Here is a 21,919-nt window from a genome sequence, read left to right as displayed (position 1 = left end):
TTTGTTCTGATAAAACCTACTACACTGGAGTCACCGAAAATGTGTACAAACGTTTTGATGAACATCAAGACGGTAAATATTTTGGCTCCTACACGTTCTCAAGACGACCTTTACAATTAGTATATTTTTGTCAGTTTATGGATATCGAACAAGCAATTGCATTTGAGAAAAAGATTAAGAAATGGTCACAGGCGAAAAAATTAGCATTGATTGAAGGAAGATATGAAGACCTGCCTAATCTTGCGAAAAAGAAGTTTGGGAGGTAATTTATTTATCTTATTAATTTGCCCAGGTCAGTCGCAGCGTCAGTTCGAGTGTTTTTCGTAGCGTACCGCAGGAAAATGTATCGAGAACCAGTGAACCGAAGCACAAATGTTGTCTTCCCATCAAAAACTTCTCGATACGAATTTTTGCAAAATTCTACTCGAAGTGACGTCTTGTTTACACGATACGAAGACGGTTTCGTCAGTTCGAGTGTTTTTCGTAGCGCAGCGCAGAAAAATGTATCGAGAACTCGTGAACCGAAGCATAAATTTTGTCTTCCCCTCAAAAACTTCTCGATACGATTTTTTTACAAAAATCACTCGAAGTGACGATACCCTCTACACGATGACACTAAAGTCGCTCCGTCAGTTCGAGTGTTTTTCGTAGCGCAGCGCAGAAAAATGTATCGAGAACCTGTGAATCGAGGCACAAATTCTGTCCTCCCATCAAAAACTTCTCGATACGATTTTTTTGCAAAAATCTACTCGAAGTGACGATGTACGATTGACGTGTAAAATACAAACAATCCCTTTCAAAACTGAAAGGGATTGTTGTTTAAAATAATTCGTATTACAAACCTTGCAGAACTGCAAAGCATTCATATTTTACTAAATATTCAAAGCCTTCTGATACGCATTTTCCAAACCATCAAGATTTTTTCCTCCGGCTGTAGCAAAACCTGGGTTTCCACCGCCACCACCTTGGATTTCTTTAGCTAACTCTTTAATAAGTACTCCAGCTTGATAAATTCCTGCTAAGTCATCAGAAACACCAACGGTAATCATTGGTTTTCCGTCTGCGTCGGACAAAATAATCGTTATAGAAGTTGGGATCTCTTTCTTTAATTGGAAGACGATATCTTTTACAGAACCTGCGTCCAGAGAAGTTTTCTTCACTAAAAGTAATTTATCTCCTTTTTGCTCATAAGCACCTTTCCAGTCACCGATTTCTCCTTTTGCTTTTTCTTTCTTGAAAGCTTCTACTTCAGATTTCAACGATGTATTTTCTTCGATTAATTTCTCGATAGAACGTACAACATCTTTAGATTTCAGCAATTGAGAAAGCTCGGTAATTTGCTTTTCTAAACCTTTGAAATATTCCTCAGATTTATCTCCGGAAATCGCTTCAATCCTTCTGATTCCCGCTGCTGCAGAACTTTCAGAATTGATTTTGAAATGACCGATTTCGCTGGTGCTTTTCACGTGAGTTCCACCGCAAAGTTCTTTTGAACTTCCAAACTGGATCATTCTCACGCTGTCGCCATATTTTTCACCGAATAAAGCCATTGCACCTTTGTCAATCGCTTCCTGAATCGGAATGTTTCTGAATTCCTGAAGAGCGATATTTTCTTTGATCTTTGCATTGACTTTTTCTTCAATCAAAGCCAATTCCTCGTCCGTCATTTTATTGAAATGCGAGAAATCGAAACGCAAATAATCCGGACCAACGTAAGAACCTTTTTGTTCAACGTGAGTTCCCAAAACTTCTCTCAAAGCCTCGTGCAACAAGTGTGTTGCAGAGTGATTCGCCTGAGAATTTTTTCTTTCGTTTGCATTTACTTTTGCATAGAAAACAGCACCTGCATCTTTTGGAAGTCCGTTGATTAAAGAAATAATCAATCCGTTTTCCTTTTTAGTTTCAAGAACTTCAAAACTTTCAGTTGCATTTTCAAGAACGCCTTTATCACCGATTTGTCCACCACCTTCCGGATAGAAAGGGGAGTTGCTTAGCACAACCTGATAAAATTCGCCGTCTTTATTTTCTACTTTTCTGTATCTTGTAATGTAGGTTTCAGCTTCAATTTGGTCGTAACCAACGAAGTTTTCTTCTCTTTCTTCCAAAGTTACCCAGTCGTAAACTTTTTGAGCTGAGTCTGCTTTTGAACGTTGTTTTTGTTCGCTTAACGCTAATTTAAAACCTTCTTCATCAATCGTTAACCCTTTTTCCTCAGCGATAATTCTTGTTAAATCATCCGGGAAACCATACGTATCATATAATTCGAAAACTTCCTGAGTTGGTAACACTTTTTTACCTTCCGAAATCGTTTGCTGAATTAATTTTTCAACTCGGATTAATCCTGTTTCAATCGTTCTTAAGAAAGATTCTTCTTCACTTTTAATCACTTCCGAAACCAATTTTCCTTGTTTCTCCAGTTCAGGGAAGAATGCTCCCATTTGTTCCTGAAGAACAGCAACCAATTTGTAAAGGAAAGCTTCTTTCATATCCAGGAATCGGTAAGAATAAGAAATTCCTCTTCTTAAAATTCTTCGGATAACGTAACCGGCTCCTCCGTTGGAGGGCAATTGTCCGTCTGCAATCGCAAACGAAACCGCTCTGATGTGGTCTACCACAACACGAATGGCAATATCTTTTTCGTCTTCTAAAATTCCTGTGTATTTTTTGCCTGAAAGTTCTTCAACTTTAGCAATTAAAGGGGTGAAAACATCGGTGTCATAATTGGAAGATTTCCCTTGAAGCGCCATACAAAGACGCTCGAAGCCCATTCCCGTATCAACGTGTTGAGCAGGTAATTTTTCCAGAGAACCGTCAGCTTTTCTGTTGAATTCCATAAAAACGAGATTCCAAACTTCCACCACTTGAGGGTCGTCTTGATTTACTCTAGTAATTCCGGGTATTTTAGCTTTTTCTTCAGGAGTTCTTAGGTCAATATGTATTTCAGAACAAGGTCCGCAAGGTCCGCTTGCACCCATTTCCCAGAAATTATCTTTTTTGTTTCCGTTGATAATTCGGTCTTCAGAAATCACAGATTTCCAGTAATCATAAGCATCCTGGTCTCTGTCTAGATTTTCAGAAGCATCCCCTTCAAAAATCGTTACATAAAGGTTTTCTTTCGGAATTCCGTAAACTTCCGTCAGCAATTCCCAGGCAAAAGCAATAGCATCTTTTTTGAAATAATCACCAAAAGACCAGTTCCCCAACATTTCAAACATCGTGTGGTGATATGTATCTCTACCTACATCATCCAAATCATTATGCTTCCCGGAAACTCTCAAACACTTTTGTGTGTCGGCAATTCTCGGTGCAGTCGGCGTTTTGTAGCCTAAGAAAAAATCTTTGAACTGCGTCATTCCGGAGTTGGAAAACATTAAAGTAGGATCATCTTTCAGCACAATTGGTGCAGAAGGAACGATAAGGTGGTCTTTGCTTTTAAAATAATCTAAAAATTTCTGACGGATCTCTTGTGATGTCATAATTATATATTGCTTTGCTTTTTACAAATTTTTGATAAGATGCAAATTTAAGATTTTCAATCGATTTTATGTCACAAAATGTCATAATTACTAAGTAAAATATTGCTTATTAGACAATAACATTTAGATGCTATTTAGATTATATCAAAAAGACATTTTCTTTTTTTATGCGAAGCTTTTCCCGCTTTCACTACTCGCTTTTTTGAGAGTTTCAGCATCTGCATTGCCACCGCTAAAAACTCTCAAAAAGAGCTCAAACAGGTCGTTCAATCGGGGCTATTGACAACGCTTTGTCATAAATAAAACCTAACGGGTTTCAAAAACCTGTTTGGTTTGCAGGCATTTTCAAAACAATAATAATTTGAAAAGGATTTATAAATATCGATAGGAACGGGCTTTAGCCCGTTTAAAAAAGAATAATCAAATTGGCTTTAGCCAAAACTTTAGTATCAATTTCGGCTAAAGCCAATTTGCTGTTAATTTTCGTCATCGGGCTAAAGCCCGATGCTATTGAAAAATACACAACATTCTAGCATTTAAATAGTTGAAATTTAAGAACAATCAAACTTAGGTTTCCACTTAAAACTAATACGTTTATATAATTCAACCAAAAACTTTGCACTTCTGCTTTTAACTTATTACCTTCGTTAGTATCTGATAAGATACACACATAAGAATGACGAAAAACGAGGCCTTAAAAAATTGGATAGAACAATATTCTGAATCGTTGCTGAGAAGAGCGATTTTTTTGCTTTCAAATAAAGTGGAAGCAGAAGATGTCGTTCAGGAAGTTTTCATTGCAGCCTTTTCGTCTTACGATTCTTTTGAAGGAAAAAGCAAGCCACAAACTTGGCTCAACACCATTCTTAATAATAAAGTTGCCGACTTTTACCGTAAAAAATACAAGTCGGAACCCCACATAAAACTCGATCATTTTTTTGACGAAACAGGCTCCTGGAAAAATGATACGGTGTTGAATGATTGGAATGTTTCTAACCAGGAATCTGAACTTTTAGATAATCAGGATTTTAATAAAAGTTTGGAAGACTGCATCGAAGATCTCCCTCCACGATGGAAGATCCCGATGAAAATGTATTACCTCGAAGAAAAAAAAGCACCTGAAGTGAGTCAGGAATTGGATATCTCTACGACTAATCTTTGGAAGATTTTACAACGCACCAGAATGCAGTTGCGGGAATGTCTGGAAATTAATTGGTTTTCAAAATCATAAGGAATAAAAAAATGTTAAAAAAAATAATTCATCTTTTATTTTTATCATGCAGTAAAGCAACTTTACTGATGGAAAAACGCAATGCAAAGAAGATTTCGCCAAAAGAAAACTGGCAGCTTTCGATGCATGTAATGATTTGCAAGTGGTGCAAAGCTTATCAGGAAAAAGTAGAGATTCTAGATTCTATTTTGAAAAGAAAATGGTTTGGAGAAGAAGATGCTGATATCAATACTACTGAAATTCAAAACTTTAAAGATAAAGTATTTAGGAAATTAGATTTTTAAGAAAAAAACCTGTCAGGATTGTGTACTCGTTGCGACTATAGTTTTGAAAATAATAAATATTAATTCAAAAATCTAAGAACAATGCAACAGACATCGCAACACAAAGGTTTACCAACGTACAAAATAGGTTATTACATTTCGCTTTTCGGGGCAGCAATTATTTTACTTTGGATTGGGGCTTTCAAATTTACACCTACCGAAGCAGCAGCAATAAAACCTTTGGTAGAAAACCATTTTCTCACGTTTTTCGTATATGATATTATGAGCGCCCAAGCGGTTTCTAATATAATCGGAGTGATAGAAATTATCATTGCCTTGTTATTAATCTTTAGCGTGAAATTTGCATCTCTTAAAAAGTTTGCAGGTATCGGAATGGTGGTTACTTTTTTGGTGACACTGAGCTATCTCTTTACAACACCGAATGTTTGGCATATTGTTGACGGCGTTCCTGTTACAGACTTTTTTATTCTTAAAGATCTGATGCTTTTAGGATTTGGTTTAATGCTTTTAAATGGAAAAAATGAACACACATAATAAAACAAAAATGAAAAATATATTCACATTTCTCGGAATGGTTCTGGGAATTGCAGTCTTTGCGACAAGTTGCGGAGATGCAAAACAACAATCTTCATCAATTAAAAAAGAGAATGAGACCATTATGAATGCTAAAAATGTAAAAGAAGTTTATTTTGCAGGCGGATGTTTTTGGGGAACGGAACATTTTTTTCAACAAATCAGAGGAGTGGTAGGAACTGAAGTTGGGTACGCCAACGGAAATAAGAAAAATCCTACTTATGAAGAAGTTGTAAGTCATACAACAGGTTTTGCCGAAACCGTGAAAGTAAAATACGATCCGGAGCAGGTTGACCTTAAACTTCTGATTGATCTTTATTTTAAAACGATAGACCCTACAAGTCTTAACAAACAGGGAAATGACAGAGGTGATCAGTACAGAACAGGAATTTATTCTACAGACAAAGAAACAGCAGCGATTATTAAAGAAGAAGTTCAGAAATTAGCGAAAAATTACAGCAAACCAGTTGTTGTAGAAACGATTCCTTTGAAAAACTTCTACAGTGCAGAAACGTATCATCAGGATTATTTAGATAAAAATCCGGGAGGTTATTGCCACATTGAACCGGGATTATTTGAAATGGCAAAAAATGCAAACCCACTTCCAAAAGCTAAATATCAAAAACAGAATAAGGAAGTTCTAAAGAAAAAATTAACGGCAGAACAATATGCAGTTACGCAGGAAAATGCTACAGAAAGACCTCACACCAATGAATATGACAAAGAATTTCGTGAAGGAATTTATGTAGATATTACCACAGGAGAACCATTATTTATCTCAACTGATAAATTTGAATCAGGTTGTGGATGGCCAAGTTTTTCAAAACCTATTTCTAAAAATGTTATCGACGAAAAAACCGATAATTCAATTGGAATGGCAAGAACAGAGGTAAGAAGTAAAACAGGAGATGCGCATTTGGGACACGTTTTTGATGATGGACCGAAAGATAAAGGCGGTTTGAGATACTGTATTAATTCTGCATCATTGAAGTTTGTTCCAAAAGCAGAAATGAAAGCAAAGGGATACGGAGAATATATTTCTCTTCTTAATAAAAAGTAAAAAAATATTTCAGGAATAGTAATGATGGTCGGAAGAAATTCCGATCATTTTTTATGTTAAACTTGTTTAAACTTTTTATTTAACCACAAAAGAGGCAAAAGATTTAGATACTTTTATTTAAAGTTGATGAGTACAAAGAAAAAAGCACACAAAAATCTTTAAAAATCTTTGATTTTTTAGTCTTTTGAGAACTTTGATTATCTAATAATAGCTTTATAATTATCTTTTGTTCCTTTTGTGGTTAAATTTCAAATTAGTTTAAACAGCTTTAATATTAAAATCGCAACGGAATTACTTTCTTTAAGCCGATTTGAAAGAAGAATTTTTGGGCAAACATTTTTTGAATTTTGGAATCGTTACAGAGGTGAAAATGGTTATTTTATTGCTAGAAGATACGGAACAGTTAATGATATTGTTTTTGCTATGGTTCTTCATGGAAATGAAATGAAGCATGATCACATTATGATTTCAATGCAATTAGCAGCCGAAGGATTTTGTGTTTGGGATAAATATAAATCAAAAAAAATTGTTTTAATTTCTACTTCTAATAAATTAACCGATTTTAAATTTGGAATGATTGAAAATGTTGAACCTTTTCCAAAAGAGAAAGAACAAGAGGTATTAGAAGATTTAAAAGTATTCAATTGGTTCCAAAATATTGAAAATATAGTTATAAATTTTAAAGAATATCCAAAATAACTTACAATATAATATTCAGTTTCAAAACCCAAACGGTTTAATTTTTTACAGAAGTGAATTCAGTTTAGAACCATAAATTTTCAGTAAAGAAATTTAATAATAGGACTCAACAACGAAACGATTGGATTGAAAATCGAAACGGAAGATTAATTTACCTCAACGTTATCCTAAATAACTTTATTGGTTCTATATCCAAAAAAATATACGTTACAAGTAATTCTGTTCAAAAAGATCATCAAACTATTGGTTGGAGAATGATTTATTTTAAAAAATAGAATTTATATCGTTAAATATCTAATACTGTAGTTTCCTGGCTCAACAAAAGACAATTTTCCCTATTTTCGCTCCTATTATTCTACAGTAGATGAAAAAAAAGCACCTTTTTATTATTGGAATTGTGGTGATTCTTATATTCCTATCAATTCCGGTTATTCATGTTCTTAAAACAAAATGGAATGAGCAGGATATTAAAGCCGAAACTCCGAAAGGTTTTACCAATGATGCAAGTCAGTTGAATCTTACGGAAATTGATACTTTAATTATTGTTCCCAACAATAAAACCGAAATTGTCAATCAATTAAAGCAGGTTGTACAATACGCCAAAGAAAAAGATCTTAAAATTTCGATTGCAGGAGCTCAACACAGCATGGGTGGACATTCCATTTATCCTAACGGAATTTTGCTGAATATGCTTCCGTACAAACAGATGGAACTCGATCAGAAAAATAATATTTTGACGATTGGTTCGGGAGCTTTGTGGGAAGATGCCATTAATTATTTAGACAAATACGGAAAATCTGTTGCGGTGATGCAAGCTTTCAGTTCGTTTTCCATTGGTGGTTCGATGAGTGTGAACGGACATGGTTGGCAAAAAAATCTCCCGCCCGTTTCTTCGAGTGTGATCTCTTTTACTTTAATGAATGACAAAGGAGAGATCATTAATTGCAGCAGAGAAGAAAATCCTGAATTATTTAAGTTGGTGATTGGCGGATATGGACTTTTCGGAATTATTCTGGATGTAAAACTGAAAGTCGTTGATAATCTTGCTTTGAAATATAAATCGGTAGCAATGAATTCTGATGATTATGTTTCTTACTATAAAAAATTCATCACAGAGAATCCAAACGTCAATCTTGTTTTTGGAAGACTGAGAGTTTCAGACAAAAAGTTTTTAGACGAAGCTACTATCATTTATTTTGAAAAAGCTGATGTAAAACCGCTTTCACTTGCTGCTCAGAAAACCAAAAATAAAGAGATCAGACGAATTGTTTTCAGAAGTACAGTGAATAGCGAATACGGAAAAAGGCTTCGCTGGGATTTGGAAACCGGCATGAATACGGTTTTAAACAACACTGTTTTTACCCGCAACGAATTATTAAACGGTCATGTTTCTTTGATAGAAAATAAAGACCCCAATTCGACCGATCTTCTGCATGAATATTTTATTCCTGAAAGAAATTTTAATCAGTTTATAAAGGATATAAAACCAATTTTAAAGGATTCTGAAATAGATTTGTTAAATATCACCATTCGAGCTGTAGACAAAGATGAAAACAGCTACATGAACTATGCAAGAGAACATGTTTTTGGTTTTGTTTTACTGTTTAACCAAAAGAAAACGGCAAAACAGGAAAACGAAATGAAAATAGTAACCAACAAATTAGTTGATATGACCATCAAAAACGAAGGCACTTTCTATCTTCCCTACCGTCTTCATATCGACAAAACGAAAATGAGAAAAATCTATCCTCAATCTGATTCTTTCTTTGCGCTTAAGAGAAAATATGATCCGCAGGAAGTTTTTGAGAATAAGTTTTACTTACATTATAAATAAGATTCTTCCTTCGTCAGAATGACAAATCAGAATTTATATTTACAAACAGAAATTAATCTATACAGCCTATGATTACCAAATTAGACCTAAGGGAATCTTTAAATATTGTTAATTCAGAGACAACCACTGAAACAGAAATATTTCAAAATCAAACGCTGCGTCCCATTTTGAAATTGCAAAATGATTTGTATCTGTCAATGTTTATAAACTATGCATTGAAACAAAAAGCAGATTTCAGTTCTTTATCGGTTTCTAAAAAACAAATGTTTATCGAACAAAGTATACAAAAAGATGCTGTACTGAAAAACACTTTTATCGGAATCGTCATCGGAATGTTTACTTTAGAGGAACTAGAGCTTTATCAATCTGACAGCAAAGTTTTTAATAAAAGAATCATTACGATGTTGATAGAAAGATTGAAAAGCCAGGTGAAATAATTCTTTTATTAAAAATTTACATGTATTAAAAAAAATCCAACACAATGTTTATACAAGAAGTTTCAATAGAGGTAAATTCCGACTTTAGCAAAGATAAGCTTTATCAGGAGTTTAATCTTTTAATGTCCTTTTATAGAGGGAATGGACAAACTCAAGGTAGAATAGAAAGCCAATATATTGATGGAAACAAGATTACAGCACTACCTTTTACATTAGAAAAAAACTCTTTAGCTGAAGAAAACAATAATATTTATGTAAACAAATGGATAGAAAAAATTCAGACATTCAGCAATTCAATCATTTCAATTAAAACAGTTGGAAAAACACTCCAAGATTATTCTGGATGCTGCACATGTGAAAAATCTGATTTTTACATTTTAAATACAAATTACACATCAATAGATTCTCCTATTACTTGTGGCGGGTGTAATTCTTCTGTTGCTCTTTATCATTTACCAAAATATTATGATTTTGGATACATGCCAATTTTGAGTTGGGAAACCAATTATCAAGCTTGTGATAACCTTCAGATGAATTGTGAAGTCGGTGAACGTTGGGCACTAAATCAAATGCAGGAACTTACTTCTCAATTATCAAAACAGGGTATTCAAATAACTAAAAAAATAGAGGAGTTGACGAATATTCCAACGTACTATTTCTTATACAATTATAGAAAACACAAGAACGATGACATCAACCGTCCTTGTCCTAATTGTAATAAAAAATGGAGTTTGCAAGAGAGACAATATTTCTACGATTTCAAATGTGACGACTGCAGAATTATTTCTACTATTTCTCCAAATTCGTAGTTATTTGCTATTCTTAGGACAACATAGTGTGATGAAAAGTCTTAGAGGTTTATTAAATTTATAAATTGAAAACTCTAAAATAATATTTATTAACTAATTTTTTTAATATGCGTTCAAATTATGTAATTACATGGGGTAAAATTAGTGGTGTAGAGACTTTAAATGAAATTCGAACATCTTTAAGCCATTCTCAAATTGGAAATAAGTCATTTTTATACTATTTGATCATGTACCTTATAAAGCTTTCAGCATTTCTAATACCTGCTTTTATTTCTATCAGAATTCTAGGATATCTAAATATTAGTTCTTTGTGGAATATATTAAAATTAGCATTGTGTGTTTTATTAATAAGATTTATCTATTTGAAAATTATCCAGTTACTTATTGTCTTCGTAATTAAAAATAAAAAAGAATAATTCCAACTTCTAACAAGCCCTTTAGCTATATAACCTACCCTTTCCTCCACATCGGATCATGCTTTAAGATCGCCTCATTCACCGCACAATCTTCTGCGTGCGCACCTTTTAGAAAACCAATGCTCATTAAAAATTCATTGACAATTTCGCCACCTGTAAATTTGAACGTTTTTTTGAACAGTTTCATCCATTCCTGTAAAGTTTTGGGATGATGATGCTCCAGCCATTTCTCAAAAGAACCGAATTCTTTTTGCAGTTCTATAATGGTTTTTGCATTTTCGATGGCTGCGTTTACTTTCAATTTATTTCTGATAATTCCGGGATCACTTAATAACCTTTCACGGTCTTCTTCACCGTAAGCGGAAATTTTTTCGATATTAAAATCATCATACGCTTTCCTGAAACTTTCTTCTTTTTTTAAAATAGTTTCCCAGCTCAATCCTGCCTGATTGATTTCCATAATTAACCTGCCAAATAATTCATTGTCATCATGAATCGGAAATCCGTAATGATTGTCGTGATATTTTTTGTGCAACTCTTTTCTGCTTTCAGGCTGCATTCTTTCGACTGCTGAACAATAACTCATTAGAATAGTTTTTCTGTTTTGGTTAAAAATTGATCTAACACTTCTTTAATATCAATTCCGGTGCGGTCTGCCAAAACAATGAGCCACCAGATATTTTCGCCTAATTTATGCTCAAGCTCGGTCGCAGAATTCTGTTTTGACCAGGTTTTTTCGTGTGACATCACATTTCTCCCCACCAATCCGGCATCGGTAAGATATGCCAAAGCATCTTGCTCCAACGTCCATTCACTACCATTTTGCTGAACTTCCAACTCGTGATATTTTTTTCTGATCTCTAAAGAACGTTCTATAATTTTATCTAAATTATTTTGATCCATCATTTTATTTTAGAAAGTAAAGGTAATGCAAACTGCTGACAAGTGTCTGTCAGCAGCGCCATTTATTTGGAGAAATATTTTACAGATCATCTATAAAATCAAGATATTGAGAAACGCTTTTTTCAATCCATTCCGGAGAAGGATCATGCTCCAATCCATAATAAACAAAAGTTTTTTTGTAATCTGCTTTTACATATTCAAAGCTCAGTTCGAAAGGTCTTGTTAATTCTTTCATCGTGTATCTATATTTTCCGGAAGCACTAAAGCCTTCATTATCAATTCCTGTTGAGATTGCCAAAGCAATCTTTTTTCCGCTTACTTTAAATCCGCTTTTACTTCCATAAGCCCAACCGTGCAAAAGAACTTCATCCAGCCATTTTTTCAATAAAGGCGGACTGCTAAACCAATAAAACGGAAACTGAAAAATAATTTTATCATAAGCTTCAATCAATCCCTGTTCTTTTTTAACATCGATATTTTCATCAGGATAATTTTCGTACAGCTGATGAACGGTATATTTTTCGGGAAACTTATTCAATTCTTCCACCCATCTTTTATTGATCAACGACTCTTCCATTTTTGGATGAGTAACGATTACTAATGTTTTCATATTTTTAAATTTCTTTTTTTAACACATGACTTTTTTTAAACCGCAAAAGAAGCAAAAGATTTTAGTCTGATTTAAGTTTTTCAAAAGCAAACAAAACAACTAATAAATAAGGTTTTTACATTTTGGAAACTTTTGAATTTCTCTTTTTTCCAATCATTTCTTTTGATGCTTTTGTGGTAAAAAAAGACACTTAGTTTTTTGTAGATTCTAAATTTTTTTTACAAAAATAATAGGTGTAACTTACATTTTGTACATTAGCAACCCATTGTATGGTACTATAAAAAATGTAAGTAATGACTAAAATAAAGGAAACTTCAACCAATTTTGCGAATAAAAAAGCACTCACAGATGAATGTCCGGAGCTTTATGCCTCAAAATTAATTGGCGGACAATGGTCACTTGCCATCTGCTGTTATCTCATCAACGGAAAACTGAGATTCGGAGAACTCAGAAAGATTCTTGGAAATATTACTGAACGTATGCTTACGCTTCAGCTTCGAAGACTTGAAGAAGATAAAATTATCACAAGAACAGTTTTTGCAGAAGTTCCGCCAAGAGTGGAATATGAATTAACTGAAATCGGTTATCAGCTAAAACCCGTTATCGAAGAATTAAAAAAATGGGGAATTATGCACAAGCAAAGTATTTAAATTTTAAATTTTAAACTTAAAATCTTTATAAAAAGTTATTTAAACCACTCTTTCTGTTTTTAAACGAAAAATTTCTTTTGCATTAAAAATAATAACGGCTAAAAATATAATAGAATAAGACAAGATTTGCAAGCCTTCAAGAGCTTCATGATAAACCGCTCCCGCTAAGATAAAAGCTATGATTGGATTGATATTAAGAATCATTCCTACTTTTGATGAAGCGATTCCTGACATTGCATATAAATTTAGTAATAACGGTACAATGGTGTACATTACTGCAATGATTTCAATATAGAAATAGAATTTAAATTCTGTAGGAACCGTTCCTGAATACGACGGAAAAAACGGCAATAAAATCAGCGCAGCCAAAATCATGTGGAAATTAAGAATCAGAAACTTATCAAACTTAGAATTTACACTCTGAATAATAAGATAACATGCATACGTAGAACCAATCAAACTACTGTAAACCATATCTATAAGATTGGAATACGAGAGCAAAACACATCCTACTCCACTTAAAACTACGGAAGTCCATTGTAATTTTGTCAGCTTTTCCCGAAGAATAAAAAACGCAAGGATCGTTGTAATTATCGGACATACAAGATAGGCGACAGACGTTGCTCTCACACTGATATGATTCATCACATAAATAAATGAAAACCAATTTCCGGTGAGTAAAATACTGCTTAAAACATTTAAACCTACTATTTTATATTTACTGTTCTTTGAAATACTTTTAAAGTATTTTAAATTTTCTTTAAGCTTTGCTCTTCTAAAAAGTACCGTTACCACAGACATGATCAATGCACAGCTGAAAACTCTGTAAAAAAGGATGTCTAAAGAAGCATACGAATGCAGCGGTCTTAAAACCAGACTGAATGTTCCCCAAGTTGCGAAGGCAAAAATGGCGGCTAAATAATATTTTAGATTCTTCAATTGAAGTAAAGGTATTTTATTGCTTTAAAGAGAGACAAAGATAAGAATAAGGAAGTTGTGATTATAGAATAACTTTAGTGCATGACATTTTTTTCACCGCAAAAGAATCAAAAGATTTTATAATGAAATAAGTTGTTCAAAAGCTAGCAAAAAAACAATAAATGAAAATTTTACATTTTGGAAACTTTTGAATTTCTCTTTTTTCAATCATTTCTTTTGATTCTTTAATAGTAAAATACAAAAATTCCAACACTTTTAATTTTGAAAACCGTAGTTTTGTAGAGATGTCAAATATAAAACTTCACATAAAACTCTACCGAGCAATAGTAATGATGCTTATTGTAGCGTTTTCATTATCTCCCTGTTCGTTAAAGAGAGAGGTTTTGGAGGTTTTTGACATTCAACATATTGATACTCTCAACAAAGTAAAAACAACGGCGCCATCGTTTTCTGCTTGCGAGAGTTTTAATTCTTCTTGGAAAGTTTCCGTTTCAAAAGCTGATTCTAAATTTAAAGGAATTGCATTTTCAGATTTTTTGCAATCGGTCAATTTAAATTTTGAAAAGCCAACTTTTTCTCAAAAAAATTATTCCGGAAACACTTCGGGAAACAGTCCTCCAAAGTATATTTTATTTAAAAGATTGAAACTGGATATGGCTTAGAATCATTTCTAAATCATTTTTCACAAATAAACTTTTAAAATAAACTTTAATGACAAAAAATATGACCAATCAGCCTACTGATATGGCTGGTTTATATACATTATCAATCCGCCTTGTAATTGGCTGGACCTACTTTTCAGCTTTCTGGCGCAGACTTATTCTCGAAAACAAACTTATTCCCGATGAAGCCGGATATATCGGCGAAAAATTCAATCATTTTTTACCGAATGCTTTAGGAATAAAACCCATTATCGAATATCTGGTCACCCATCCCGATGCGCTGCAAACCTCAATGGTAAGCTTTACCATCATTGAAGCTATTGTAGGATTATTTATTATTTTGGGACTCTTCACAAGATTGATGGCTGCAGGAGTTTTTGCTTTAGCAATGGGAATTTTATTAGGTTCAGGATGGATAGGAACGACCTGTTTAGACGAATGGCAAATAGGAGTTTTAGGAATCGCTTGTGGATTTACCCTTTTTCTTACAGGTAGCGGAACTTATTCTTTAGACCAGTATTTTAAAAATAAAGAATACCGTTTTACTCAGAAAAAATGGTTTCATTATTTAGGTTCTGGAATCTTACCGATTAGAAACCCAAAACGTTTTATACTTGTAGGTTCACTGCTTATTTTTGGATTGACTTTATACACCAATCAATATTTTCATGGTGGTGTTTTTGGAACTTTACATAATAAATCGGTAAAACCAAAAGTTGAAATTTCCAATATAAAAATCAATCAATCAGAGGTTAAATTTGAAGTTTACAGAACGGAAGGTGTCGATGTTTACGGCTCTTTTCTAATCGGAATCGATTTGTTAAATGAAAAAGGAGAAGTCATTCAATCCATGAATGGAGCTGAACTTTCAAAATTTTCTAAAGAAAAAATTCATAATCATTATGTAGCGAAAGTAAAGCCCGGAAAACACAGTTTAATTATTCCTTTAGGTTCAAAAGCTGATTTAACAATTGATTTGAAAGATAATTCTTCTTCGTCCGAAAAAATTTCAGTGATAAAATTGATTGACATCAGCGGCGCAGAATGGATTGCGAAAATCAAATAATTTCACCTTAATATTTTATGATATTCATCCATATTTTGAATATCATAAAATATTAATATAAACAAAACATTTTTATTTTGTAAATTTATATTACTAATAAATTCAAAATCATATCATGAAAAATTCAATTCTTCTCCTTTTTGTACTCACATTTTTAAGCTTCGGAAATTTTGCAAAAGCCCAGAAAATCTCTGACGGCGAAACTGCAGATGTCAACGGAATGAAAGTAAGCTTCAACATCCTGAATAAAGAGAGTGTGCAGGTCGGTGGAAAAACTTTCGACCGCTATAAAGTGTCTGCTTCGGTAAAAAATACGTCAGATAAATCTTATAATATAAGACTTACCTCTTATCCGCAAATTGTAATGGACACCGGAATTGTAGAACTCGATTGTGTAAATGCTACAGGAGCAAAACTGACATCGAAAAAGATTCAGCTAAAAATGAAAACTCAGATGATTAATGTATCATATTCTGCCTACGACAAATCTGGAAAGTTTGTTACCAACATGTTGCCTGTTATCGGAAGTTATTATTTTGATACAGGAGATACAATTAATGATGATGCTATTTTTATTGTTCCACAAGGGGAAAAACCTGAGGTGAGCGTAAGAAGTTTAAGATAATTTGTTGAAACAAATTTTAAAGTAATCATAAAAAACAAAAACACCTCTGAAATACAGAGGTGTTTTTTTATATAATAATTGATATTAATTATAATTCTAAGAAACTGTGTGCTACTGCAACCTGTTTAGTTCCGCTTCCTTCAATGGTATCTGTTTCCGCAACTTCACCATCGATATAAATCGATACAATCAGTTTAGAATCAGCATTTAAAAGATTAGCATTTGCTGCAAAATTTAATTGAGACTGGCTAGAATTTACAAAAAACTCACCGCTTGTCCAAAGTAGTCCAGGAGAGTCAAACAATTGTTCTTGTTTTGTACCTACCTGAGTAATAATCGTTTTGAAAGTACTTACAGGAGGAGTAGGAGCTGTACCACCATTAACTATTTTTGCTTCAAACTGTACCAAGTGGTCTTGAAACTCGTCTTCGTCATCATCTTTACAAGAATTAAAAACAGTAGCTGTCGAAAATAATATCGCTGCTAAAAATGAAAGTCTAAGTAAATTTTTTGATTTGTAAAATTGCTTCATTTCTCCAAATAGATTTTTTAATGTTTCAAATATAGGTTTTTTATCAATATAAAAATAACTTTTATGAAAATTTTCCAATAAAGATTTCTAAATAATATCAAATCAATAAAAGACAACAACCGTATCAGGCAAAGATTTTTTGGCACTATTTTATTATTTCAAGCTCATTATCAGCCTCAAAAATTATCATTTTAAAATAACTCAATATTATTATCTTTGCTTTATGAATTTAGATTACATCGTAAGAGAGCCAGAAAATATCAGTCCCATTACTCCCATTCTTTTTATGCTTCACGGCTATGGAAGCAATGAGCAAGACCTTTTCAGTTTCAGAGAAAGCCTTCCTGCAGACTGGATTATTGTAAGTTTCAGGGCTCCAAAACCTACTCAGTTTGAAGGATATTCTTGGTTTGATATTGACTTTAATAATCCTGAGCAATTTATAGATATCGACCAGGCCAAAGAAGTATTAGAAAGTCTTTTAGCAAACATCATGGCGATTACCAACAAATATGGTCTTACAAGAAACAAAACCCATCTTTGCGGTTTTAGCCAAGGTGGAATTTTATGTTACAGCTTAGCTTTAAAATACCCTGAGCTCTTTAATTATGTTGCCTGTCTAAGTGCTTATCCTGAAGAGAAATTATTGACGGATATCGTGAAAGGCAAAAAGAAGCTAGAAAATCTCCGTTTTTTTGTTTCCCACGGAAGCGATGACGCCATTATCCCAATGGAATGGGGAAAAAAAGCGGCAGATTTACTGTATGATTTGAGCTGCTATTTTACATTCAGAGAATACATGAGCGGCCATGGTGTTAATCAAAAAAATTATATTGATTTGATGGAGTTTTTCTCAAAATAATTATTGACCACTATTTTTAAATTCTTAAAATACTAAACATTCTTACAAAAGAATGTTTTTTTTGTACCATATCATATATTTCACTAAATTCAATGAATGAAATTCAGGTTTTTAATATTGATTTTATTGCACAGCATTTTTATGAATGCTCAAAATCATTTTGAAATTAAAGATGCAAGTAAAGTCGTCATTCCCTTTAAACTTATTAATAATTTAATCTTCATTCCTATTAATATTAATGGCGCTGAACTTACTTTTATGCTTGATACTGGCGTAACGGAAAACACAATTTTCAGTCTTGAAGACAAAGAAATAAAGCTAGGTCCTATGGAAAAAATGAAATTTTCCGGATTGGGTGGCAATAAAAGTATTGAGGGATATAAATCTGATTTAAATACTGGAAAAATCGGAAAAAACTTCGTTAACGATTCTTTGATGGTTTACATTATTCAGGATGAAGAATTCAATATTTCTTCACACATCGGAATTCCTGTCAATGGATTTATAGGCTATCATTTTTTTAAAGACTACCCTATTATTATAGATTACACTTCAAAAAAAATTACCGTTTTTAAAGACCGGGCACTTTTTGAAAAGAAAATAAAAAAGTTTGATGCGTTTACGATTTCTGTTGAAAAAAGCAAGCCTTACATCATGGCTGATGTAGAAATGACCAACGAAAAAAAACCGTCAAAATTGCTTATTGACATTGGTAACAGCGACCCAATCTGGTTGTTTCCTGTTTTAATTAAAGATTTTGTCTACAACAGACCCAATATTGAAGATTATTTGGGAAGAGGTTTCAATGGAGATATTTATGGAAAAAGAAGCAGAATTCATCAGCTTAATCTTGGGAAATTTAAGTTTGAAAAACCTCTCACCGCAATGCCTGACGAGTTTTCTATTCAGCATATTAATTTAGCAAAAGACAGAAAGGGTTCTATTGGAGGCGAGATCATGCGTAGATTTACGGTAGCTTTTGATTATCCAAACGGAAAATTATATCTTAGAAAAAACAAAAATTACGGTGACCCATTTCATTTTAATATGAGCGGGCTCGATTTTAAACAAGACGGTCTTCAGTGGGAAAAAGATTATCTGACCTTTAAAACTCAAAATGAAAAATCTTCTTCAAGTGATGCACAAACATACAACAGTAATGTTTATTATAAATTTGTCTTAAAACCCTTATTCTCACTTACTGGTGTTCGAAAAGATTCTCCTGCAGATAAAGCCGGACTGAAAAAAAATGATCAATTAATTACAATCAATGGAAAAAAGACTTCAGAGATGACACTAAACAAAATTATGGAAATGATGAAATCTGATGAAGGAAAAACAATCAATATGACTGTAGACAGGAAAGGTCAAGAGCTTAATTTTTCTTTCACATTAGAAGACCCAATTCCCTATCAAGAATAATATGAAGACCAAAGAAACCACTTTAGATAAAATAAGAACCCGCCCGAGATTTAAAATGTATACACATCTCACCAAAGAAACGTATGCTGAAAATCTTAAGAAATATTTAGTTGACCATAAAGAAGAGTTTACAGGTAATGTAAACTCCGAAGTTGCTACAATTTCTGTTTTAACCAAAGATGATAATTATTGGAAGCCTTGTTTGGCTCTAAGAACGGAACTTGATGAAGATGAAATTACCGTAATAAGAGGAGTTTTTGGACCAAGCTCTGCGGTGTGGACGTTTTTTATGTTTCTTTATTTCTTATTTACTATTTCATGGATGACTTTTTTCACCATGTATTATGTAGAAAAACAAATTAACAGCCACGAATATCCGTGGGCTTTACATGCTTCATTTTTGATGCTTGTTTTCATTGCTGCCACTTATGCAGCAGCAAGATTTGGGCAACATAAAGCCAAGAATGAAATGAAAAAACTCCGCAAATTTGCGGAGGAATCTACTTTAAAATTTGAAAAAATAGTTGAGTCTTAAATTCTTTTTAAAAAGCTAATTCGACTCATGTGTTTATTATGTAATCAACTTATTTAATTTCTGAAGTTTCAGTTTCTTGGATGGCTGCTTGTGAAGCTTTAGCTGATTTTATAGAATCTGCTACTTTCTCACGGTTGGTCTGCTCGAAAACCATTTTTTCAACATTAGGCTGAATCAGTTTGGTCATTTCTTCAACCGAAATATTATTAGCATTGGGGTCATTCAAAAGATTTCTCCAAGGCTTTCTTTTTCCCCATCCATAATCTCCGAAAACCATTACAGGTGTACCTTTTGCTTTTGTGGTTGCTCCACCCGGATTTAAAATCCATGTATCTGCGTAATTATATAACCAAATTGCATCTTTCATTAATAATCTCAAACAAGAATGAGAAGCAGGATAACCCGGAAGATCATATTGATGCCATCCTATTCCGTGGGTATTGTGAATATTGAAATTATAAGGAAGTTTCCATTCACTTTTTACGGTGGAAATAGCCAGTTTCTTTTTCCAGTTCGCAAACATCAAACCTCTGTCGGTCTGCGCTGCTTTTTTACCCATACTTGTTGGTCCCCATTTTACTAAAGCTCCGTTTGAATATACTCCGTAAGCCTGAATAGGATAAGAAAATATGACAAACTTTTTCACATCACTCAACACATCAAGCTGCATCGGGAAAGGAGAATAGGCCATTAAAGTGGTATCTATTTTTGCGGGAACAACTAATGTATCAGAATTCCATTTGCTTTTGGAATCTAATCTGTTTAAAGCTAAAATTGCATACCGTTCTCTTTCTGTATATTTTTTACTGAAGATTGCATACAGAGAATCTCTCAGTTTTTTATCTTTTGGAATTGCAAATGCATTGTAAAATCCGTTCTCCTGCATCATAGGTGGTGCAGACTCTTCTACAGGTTTTACTTTAATAGAATCTGGATCTGCAGTATTTTTTGCAATATCTTCTGAGGTAGAAGTGTGTTGTTGATTTTGATTTACAACTTCATCTTTTTTACAGGAAACAAGAAATAACGCAAAAATAGAGGTGTAAAGTATTGATTTTTTCAAAGTTAGTTTTTTCATAAATATAATAGTTCATCAGTCTGATATAGACTTACAAATATCAGACCTAAATTATAAAAATGAAGGACTTTTAATTCTACACACTTTGATTAAATATATAAAAAACAATCTTTTATTTTAGTAAAAAAATTTACCATCCGATAATTGGTTGAAAACTAATCAAAACATAAAGTCTTATTTTTTTTTCGAGCTAACATCAATTAATAGTATTTTTTTTATAATTAGTCGACTATTTCCTGAGAGCTAACCCAAACTAGTCTTCCGGTCTTATATTGATAAAGGTCTTTCCACCATCTCGCTCCTCCTCTACATTCGCTAGAAATTATTTTTTTACTTTTATCCATTTTAAGGTCACACAAACATTCACATTTTGATTTACTGAAATCTGGTTCAATAAGTTTTTCAAATTTTTTAGTTTTAGTATTATAAATAAAAACGCTGAACACCCTATAAACTCCCATTCCACCATCGGGAATTGAAAATGAGATGTCATCAAAACCATCAAAATTATAATCTTCTATAATAGCCTGTCTGGAATAATTCGGATTATCTATATCTGGTAACTCTGTTTTAAGCTGTTCCGTTTCAGAATATTTTATCGTTAAATGATTATTTGCAAAAGTATTGTAAGAAATAAGCGCATCATAAAGTAAAAATTGATTGACCCCATCATACTTTTTGCTTTTATCTTCATCAAGAACCAGTTTAAAAACCCTATTATCTTTTTTTCTGATATATTGAATATCGAAAACATCTCGTAATCCTTCGGTAAGATAATACACCCCTGTAATCTTCTCATTTACAACCTCATCCCAAACATAAGATGTAAAATTGGGTTGATTATATTCTCGTTGACTATCATCAATAGCAACTTTTTTTATTTTTAAAGGAATAATTCCTTTCTGGCCTTTGTATTGTACAAAAGCTCCTTTACCATGAGTTCCGTAATAAATCTTTAATCCAAATTCTTTCGCCTCGCCGACTGATTTTAAATTAAATGGTTGCGCATTATATCTGCAGGCAAAAAATACAGCAATAAGAAATAATATTTTAAAACTTTTCATCTGTTTAAAATTTTTTATGAATCTAAAATTATGAAATTTTCATATTGAAAACTCACAAATAAGAACTAATAATAATTAAACCATACATTTTGAAAAGTAATATGATTGCAGCCCGACCTGAGTGGAAATCCTTTTTTGCTGCTGAAAAAACG

At 32.9% G+C, this 21,919-nt stretch carries 24 protein-coding genes; 16 read left to right on the top strand and 8 right to left on the bottom strand.

Annotated features, from left to right (window positions below; translation table 11 throughout):
* A partial coding sequence (locus tag AB671_RS02925) for a GIY-YIG nuclease family protein (RefSeq protein ID WP_066679987.1) occupies nucleotides 1-266 on the top strand: 266 nt, incomplete at its 5' end.
* A gap of 606 nt (nucleotides 267-872) precedes the next feature.
* On the opposite strand, the gene alaS is transcribed toward AB671_RS02925, so the two are convergent.
* A complete protein-coding gene (gene alaS, locus AB671_RS02920; protein ID WP_066679988.1) occupies nucleotides 873-3,476 on the bottom strand; it encodes an alanine--tRNA ligase in 2,604 nt (867 codons plus the stop codon).
* A gap of 676 nt (nucleotides 3,477-4,152) precedes the next feature.
* Here alaS and AB671_RS02915 point away from each other — a divergent pair.
* The 8 genes from AB671_RS02915 to AB671_RS02880 all read left to right on the top strand — a co-directional run bounded on the left by AB671_RS02915 (nucleotide 4,153) and on the right by AB671_RS02880 (nucleotide 10,403).
* Nucleotides 4,153-4,707 carry a sigma-70 family RNA polymerase sigma factor gene (locus AB671_RS02915; RefSeq protein ID WP_066679989.1) on the top strand — a complete coding sequence of 185 codons (555 nt, stop codon included), beginning with the start codon at nucleotides 4,153-4,155 and terminating at the stop codon, nucleotides 4,705-4,707.
* An 11-nt stretch (nucleotides 4,708-4,718) separates the two neighbouring features.
* Nucleotides 4,719-4,991: a hypothetical protein gene (locus tag AB671_RS02910; protein WP_066679990.1), complete on the top strand. Its 273-nt coding sequence runs from the start codon at nucleotides 4,719-4,721 to the stop codon at nucleotides 4,989-4,991.
* 81 nt (nucleotides 4,992-5,072) lie between these two features.
* Nucleotides 5,073-5,525, top strand: a complete 453-nt coding sequence (locus AB671_RS02905) for a DUF417 family protein (protein WP_066679991.1) — start codon at nucleotides 5,073-5,075, stop codon at nucleotides 5,523-5,525.
* Nucleotides 5,526-5,535: 10 nt separating this feature from the next.
* The gene (gene msrB, locus AB671_RS02900; protein WP_066679992.1) at nucleotides 5,536-6,624 is read left to right on the top strand and encodes a peptide-methionine (R)-S-oxide reductase MsrB; all 1,089 of its coding nucleotides are present in this window, start codon (nucleotides 5,536-5,538) and stop codon (nucleotides 6,622-6,624) included.
* A gap of 237 nt (nucleotides 6,625-6,861) precedes the next feature.
* Nucleotides 6,862-7,323: a hypothetical protein gene (locus AB671_RS02895; protein ID WP_066678368.1), complete on the top strand. Its 462-nt coding sequence runs from the start codon at nucleotides 6,862-6,864 to the stop codon at nucleotides 7,321-7,323.
* Nucleotides 7,324-7,687: 364 nt separating this feature from the next.
* The gene (locus AB671_RS02890) at nucleotides 7,688-9,157 is read left to right on the top strand and encodes an FAD-dependent oxidoreductase (protein WP_066678369.1); all 1,470 of its coding nucleotides are present in this window, start codon (nucleotides 7,688-7,690) and stop codon (nucleotides 9,155-9,157) included.
* Nucleotides 9,158-9,225: 68 nt separating this feature from the next.
* Nucleotides 9,226-9,594 (top strand): hypothetical protein, encoded by a 369-nt coding sequence (locus AB671_RS02885; protein WP_066678374.1) that lies wholly within the window; start codon nucleotides 9,226-9,228, stop codon nucleotides 9,592-9,594.
* Nucleotides 9,595-9,638: 44 nt separating this feature from the next.
* Complete coding sequence (locus AB671_RS02880; RefSeq protein ID WP_066678375.1) at nucleotides 9,639-10,403, top strand: DUF2310 family Zn-ribbon-containing protein; 765 nt, start codon at nucleotides 9,639-9,641, stop codon at nucleotides 10,401-10,403.
* Nucleotides 10,404-10,853: 450 nt separating this feature from the next.
* Here AB671_RS02880 and AB671_RS02875 read toward each other — a convergent pair whose 3' ends face one another.
* The 3 genes from AB671_RS02875 to AB671_RS02865 all read right to left on the bottom strand — a co-directional run bounded on the left by AB671_RS02875 (nucleotide 10,854) and on the right by AB671_RS02865 (nucleotide 12,332).
* The gene (locus tag AB671_RS02875) at nucleotides 10,854-11,405 is read right to left on the bottom strand and encodes a DNA-3-methyladenine glycosylase I (protein ID WP_066678377.1); all 552 of its coding nucleotides are present in this window, start codon (nucleotides 11,403-11,405) and stop codon (nucleotides 10,854-10,856) included.
* Nucleotides 11,405-11,722, bottom strand: a complete 318-nt coding sequence (locus AB671_RS02870; protein WP_066678394.1) for a MazG-like protein — start codon at nucleotides 11,720-11,722, stop codon at nucleotides 11,405-11,407. The genes AB671_RS02875 and AB671_RS02870 overlap by 1 nt, the downstream gene beginning before the upstream one ends.
* Nucleotides 11,723-11,801: 79 nt before the next feature.
* Nucleotides 11,802-12,332 (bottom strand): NAD(P)H-dependent oxidoreductase, encoded by a 531-nt coding sequence (locus AB671_RS02865; protein ID WP_066678379.1) that lies wholly within the window; start codon nucleotides 12,330-12,332, stop codon nucleotides 11,802-11,804.
* A 293-nt stretch (nucleotides 12,333-12,625) separates the two neighbouring features.
* Here AB671_RS02865 and AB671_RS02860 point away from each other — a divergent pair, with 293 nt between their 5' ends.
* Complete coding sequence (locus tag AB671_RS02860) at nucleotides 12,626-12,982, top strand: winged helix-turn-helix transcriptional regulator (RefSeq protein WP_066678381.1); 357 nt, start codon at nucleotides 12,626-12,628, stop codon at nucleotides 12,980-12,982.
* Between the two features lie 39 nt (nucleotides 12,983-13,021).
* On the opposite strand, the gene AB671_RS02855 is transcribed toward AB671_RS02860, so the two are convergent.
* Nucleotides 13,022-13,921 (bottom strand): EamA family transporter, encoded by a 900-nt coding sequence (locus AB671_RS02855; RefSeq protein WP_066678384.1) that lies wholly within the window; start codon nucleotides 13,919-13,921, stop codon nucleotides 13,022-13,024.
* A 284-nt stretch (nucleotides 13,922-14,205) separates the two neighbouring features.
* Here AB671_RS02855 and AB671_RS02850 point away from each other — a divergent pair, with 284 nt between their 5' ends.
* The 3 genes from AB671_RS02850 to AB671_RS02840 all read left to right on the top strand — a co-directional run bounded on the left by AB671_RS02850 (nucleotide 14,206) and on the right by AB671_RS02840 (nucleotide 16,274).
* Nucleotides 14,206-14,583 carry a hypothetical protein gene (locus AB671_RS02850; RefSeq protein WP_066678385.1) on the top strand — a complete coding sequence of 126 codons (378 nt, stop codon included), beginning with the start codon at nucleotides 14,206-14,208 and terminating at the stop codon, nucleotides 14,581-14,583.
* A 49-nt stretch (nucleotides 14,584-14,632) separates the two neighbouring features.
* A complete protein-coding gene (locus AB671_RS02845) occupies nucleotides 14,633-15,649 on the top strand; it encodes a TQO small subunit DoxD (RefSeq protein WP_082987219.1) in 1,017 nt (338 codons plus the stop codon).
* Nucleotides 15,650-15,764: 115 nt separating this feature from the next.
* A complete protein-coding gene (locus AB671_RS02840; RefSeq protein WP_066678386.1) occupies nucleotides 15,765-16,274 on the top strand; it encodes a hypothetical protein in 510 nt (169 codons plus the stop codon).
* An 88-nt stretch (nucleotides 16,275-16,362) separates the two neighbouring features.
* On the opposite strand, the gene AB671_RS02835 is transcribed toward AB671_RS02840, so the two are convergent.
* The gene (locus AB671_RS02835; RefSeq protein ID WP_066678396.1) at nucleotides 16,363-16,806 is read right to left on the bottom strand and encodes a hypothetical protein; all 444 of its coding nucleotides are present in this window, start codon (nucleotides 16,804-16,806) and stop codon (nucleotides 16,363-16,365) included.
* A gap of 223 nt (nucleotides 16,807-17,029) precedes the next feature.
* Here AB671_RS02835 and AB671_RS02830 point away from each other — a divergent pair, with 223 nt between their 5' ends.
* The 3 genes from AB671_RS02830 (at nucleotide 17,030) to AB671_RS02820 (ending at nucleotide 19,625) form a co-directional block, all read left to right on the top strand.
* A complete protein-coding gene (locus AB671_RS02830) occupies nucleotides 17,030-17,668 on the top strand; it encodes an alpha/beta hydrolase (RefSeq protein WP_066678387.1) in 639 nt (212 codons plus the stop codon).
* A 96-nt stretch (nucleotides 17,669-17,764) separates the two neighbouring features.
* Nucleotides 17,765-19,090 carry a PDZ domain-containing protein gene (locus tag AB671_RS02825; RefSeq protein ID WP_066678388.1) on the top strand — a complete coding sequence of 442 codons (1,326 nt, stop codon included), beginning with the start codon at nucleotides 17,765-17,767 and terminating at the stop codon, nucleotides 19,088-19,090.
* Nucleotide 19,091: 1 nt separating this feature from the next.
* On the top strand, nucleotides 19,092-19,625 hold the full coding sequence (locus AB671_RS02820; RefSeq protein ID WP_066678389.1) for a hypothetical protein: 534 nt from the start codon (nucleotides 19,092-19,094) through the stop codon (nucleotides 19,623-19,625).
* A 49-nt stretch (nucleotides 19,626-19,674) separates the two neighbouring features.
* Here AB671_RS02820 and AB671_RS02815 read toward each other — a convergent pair whose 3' ends face one another.
* Nucleotides 19,675-20,703 carry a L,D-transpeptidase gene (locus tag AB671_RS02815; RefSeq protein WP_066678391.1) on the bottom strand — a complete coding sequence of 343 codons (1,029 nt, stop codon included), beginning with the start codon at nucleotides 20,701-20,703 and terminating at the stop codon, nucleotides 19,675-19,677.
* A 221-nt stretch (nucleotides 20,704-20,924) separates the two neighbouring features.
* Nucleotides 20,925-21,767, bottom strand: a complete 843-nt coding sequence (locus AB671_RS02810) for an XAC2610-related protein (RefSeq protein WP_066678392.1) — start codon at nucleotides 21,765-21,767, stop codon at nucleotides 20,925-20,927.
* Between the last annotated feature and the right edge of the window lie 152 nt (nucleotides 21,768-21,919).

This window comes from Chryseobacterium sp. BGARF1 (genome assembly GCF_001677955.1).
Taxonomy (GTDB): domain Bacteria; phylum Bacteroidota; class Bacteroidia; order Flavobacteriales; family Weeksellaceae; genus Chryseobacterium.
Note: the sequence above shows the minus strand (reverse complement) of the source record. Positions and strands in the feature narration are given on the sequence as shown.

What these genes read in the sequence shown, in the direction of transcription:
- AB671_RS02845 (WP_082987219.1), top strand. Translation starts at nt 14,633, where the DNA reads ATGACAAAAAATATGACCAATCAGCCTACTGATATGGCTGGTTTATAT.
- AB671_RS02880 (WP_066678375.1), top strand. Translation starts at nt 9,639, where the DNA reads ATGTTTATACAAGAAGTTTCAATAGAGGTAAATTCCGACTTTAGCAAA.
- AB671_RS02870 (WP_066678394.1), bottom strand. Translation starts at nt 11,722, where the DNA reads ATGGATCAAAATAATTTAGATAAAATTATAGAACGTTCTTTAGAGATC.
- AB671_RS02835 (WP_066678396.1), bottom strand. Translation starts at nt 16,806, where the DNA reads ATGAAGCAATTTTACAAATCAAAAAATTTACTTAGACTTTCATTTTTA.
- AB671_RS02825 (WP_066678388.1), top strand. Translation starts at nt 17,765, where the DNA reads ATGAAATTCAGGTTTTTAATATTGATTTTATTGCACAGCATTTTTATG.
- AB671_RS02910 (WP_066679990.1), top strand. Translation starts at nt 4,719, where the DNA reads ATGTTAAAAAAAATAATTCATCTTTTATTTTTATCATGCAGTAAAGCA.
- AB671_RS02840 (WP_066678386.1), top strand. Translation starts at nt 15,765, where the DNA reads ATGAAAAATTCAATTCTTCTCCTTTTTGTACTCACATTTTTAAGCTTC.
- AB671_RS02885 (WP_066678374.1), top strand. Translation starts at nt 9,226, where the DNA reads ATGATTACCAAATTAGACCTAAGGGAATCTTTAAATATTGTTAATTCA.
- AB671_RS02875 (WP_066678377.1), bottom strand. Translation starts at nt 11,405, where the DNA reads ATGAGTTATTGTTCAGCAGTCGAAAGAATGCAGCCTGAAAGCAGAAAA.
- msrB (WP_066679992.1), top strand. Translation starts at nt 5,536, where the DNA reads ATGAAAAATATATTCACATTTCTCGGAATGGTTCTGGGAATTGCAGTC.
- alaS (WP_066679988.1), bottom strand. Translation starts at nt 3,476, where the DNA reads ATGACATCACAAGAGATCCGTCAGAAATTTTTAGATTATTTTAAAAGC.
- AB671_RS02830 (WP_066678387.1), top strand. Translation starts at nt 17,030, where the DNA reads ATGAATTTAGATTACATCGTAAGAGAGCCAGAAAATATCAGTCCCATT.
- AB671_RS02865 (WP_066678379.1), bottom strand. Translation starts at nt 12,332, where the DNA reads ATGAAAACATTAGTAATCGTTACTCATCCAAAAATGGAAGAGTCGTTG.
- AB671_RS02890 (WP_066678369.1), top strand. Translation starts at nt 7,688, where the DNA reads ATGAAAAAAAAGCACCTTTTTATTATTGGAATTGTGGTGATTCTTATA.
- AB671_RS02850 (WP_066678385.1), top strand. Translation starts at nt 14,206, where the DNA reads ATGTCAAATATAAAACTTCACATAAAACTCTACCGAGCAATAGTAATG.
- AB671_RS02915 (WP_066679989.1), top strand. Translation starts at nt 4,153, where the DNA reads ATGACGAAAAACGAGGCCTTAAAAAATTGGATAGAACAATATTCTGAA.
- AB671_RS02820 (WP_066678389.1), top strand. Translation starts at nt 19,092, where the DNA reads ATGAAGACCAAAGAAACCACTTTAGATAAAATAAGAACCCGCCCGAGA.
- AB671_RS02860 (WP_066678381.1), top strand. Translation starts at nt 12,626, where the DNA reads ATGACTAAAATAAAGGAAACTTCAACCAATTTTGCGAATAAAAAAGCA.
- AB671_RS02810 (WP_066678392.1), bottom strand. Translation starts at nt 21,767, where the DNA reads ATGAAAAGTTTTAAAATATTATTTCTTATTGCTGTATTTTTTGCCTGC.
- AB671_RS02815 (WP_066678391.1), bottom strand. Translation starts at nt 20,703, where the DNA reads ATGAAAAAACTAACTTTGAAAAAATCAATACTTTACACCTCTATTTTT.
- AB671_RS02905 (WP_066679991.1), top strand. Translation starts at nt 5,073, where the DNA reads ATGCAACAGACATCGCAACACAAAGGTTTACCAACGTACAAAATAGGT.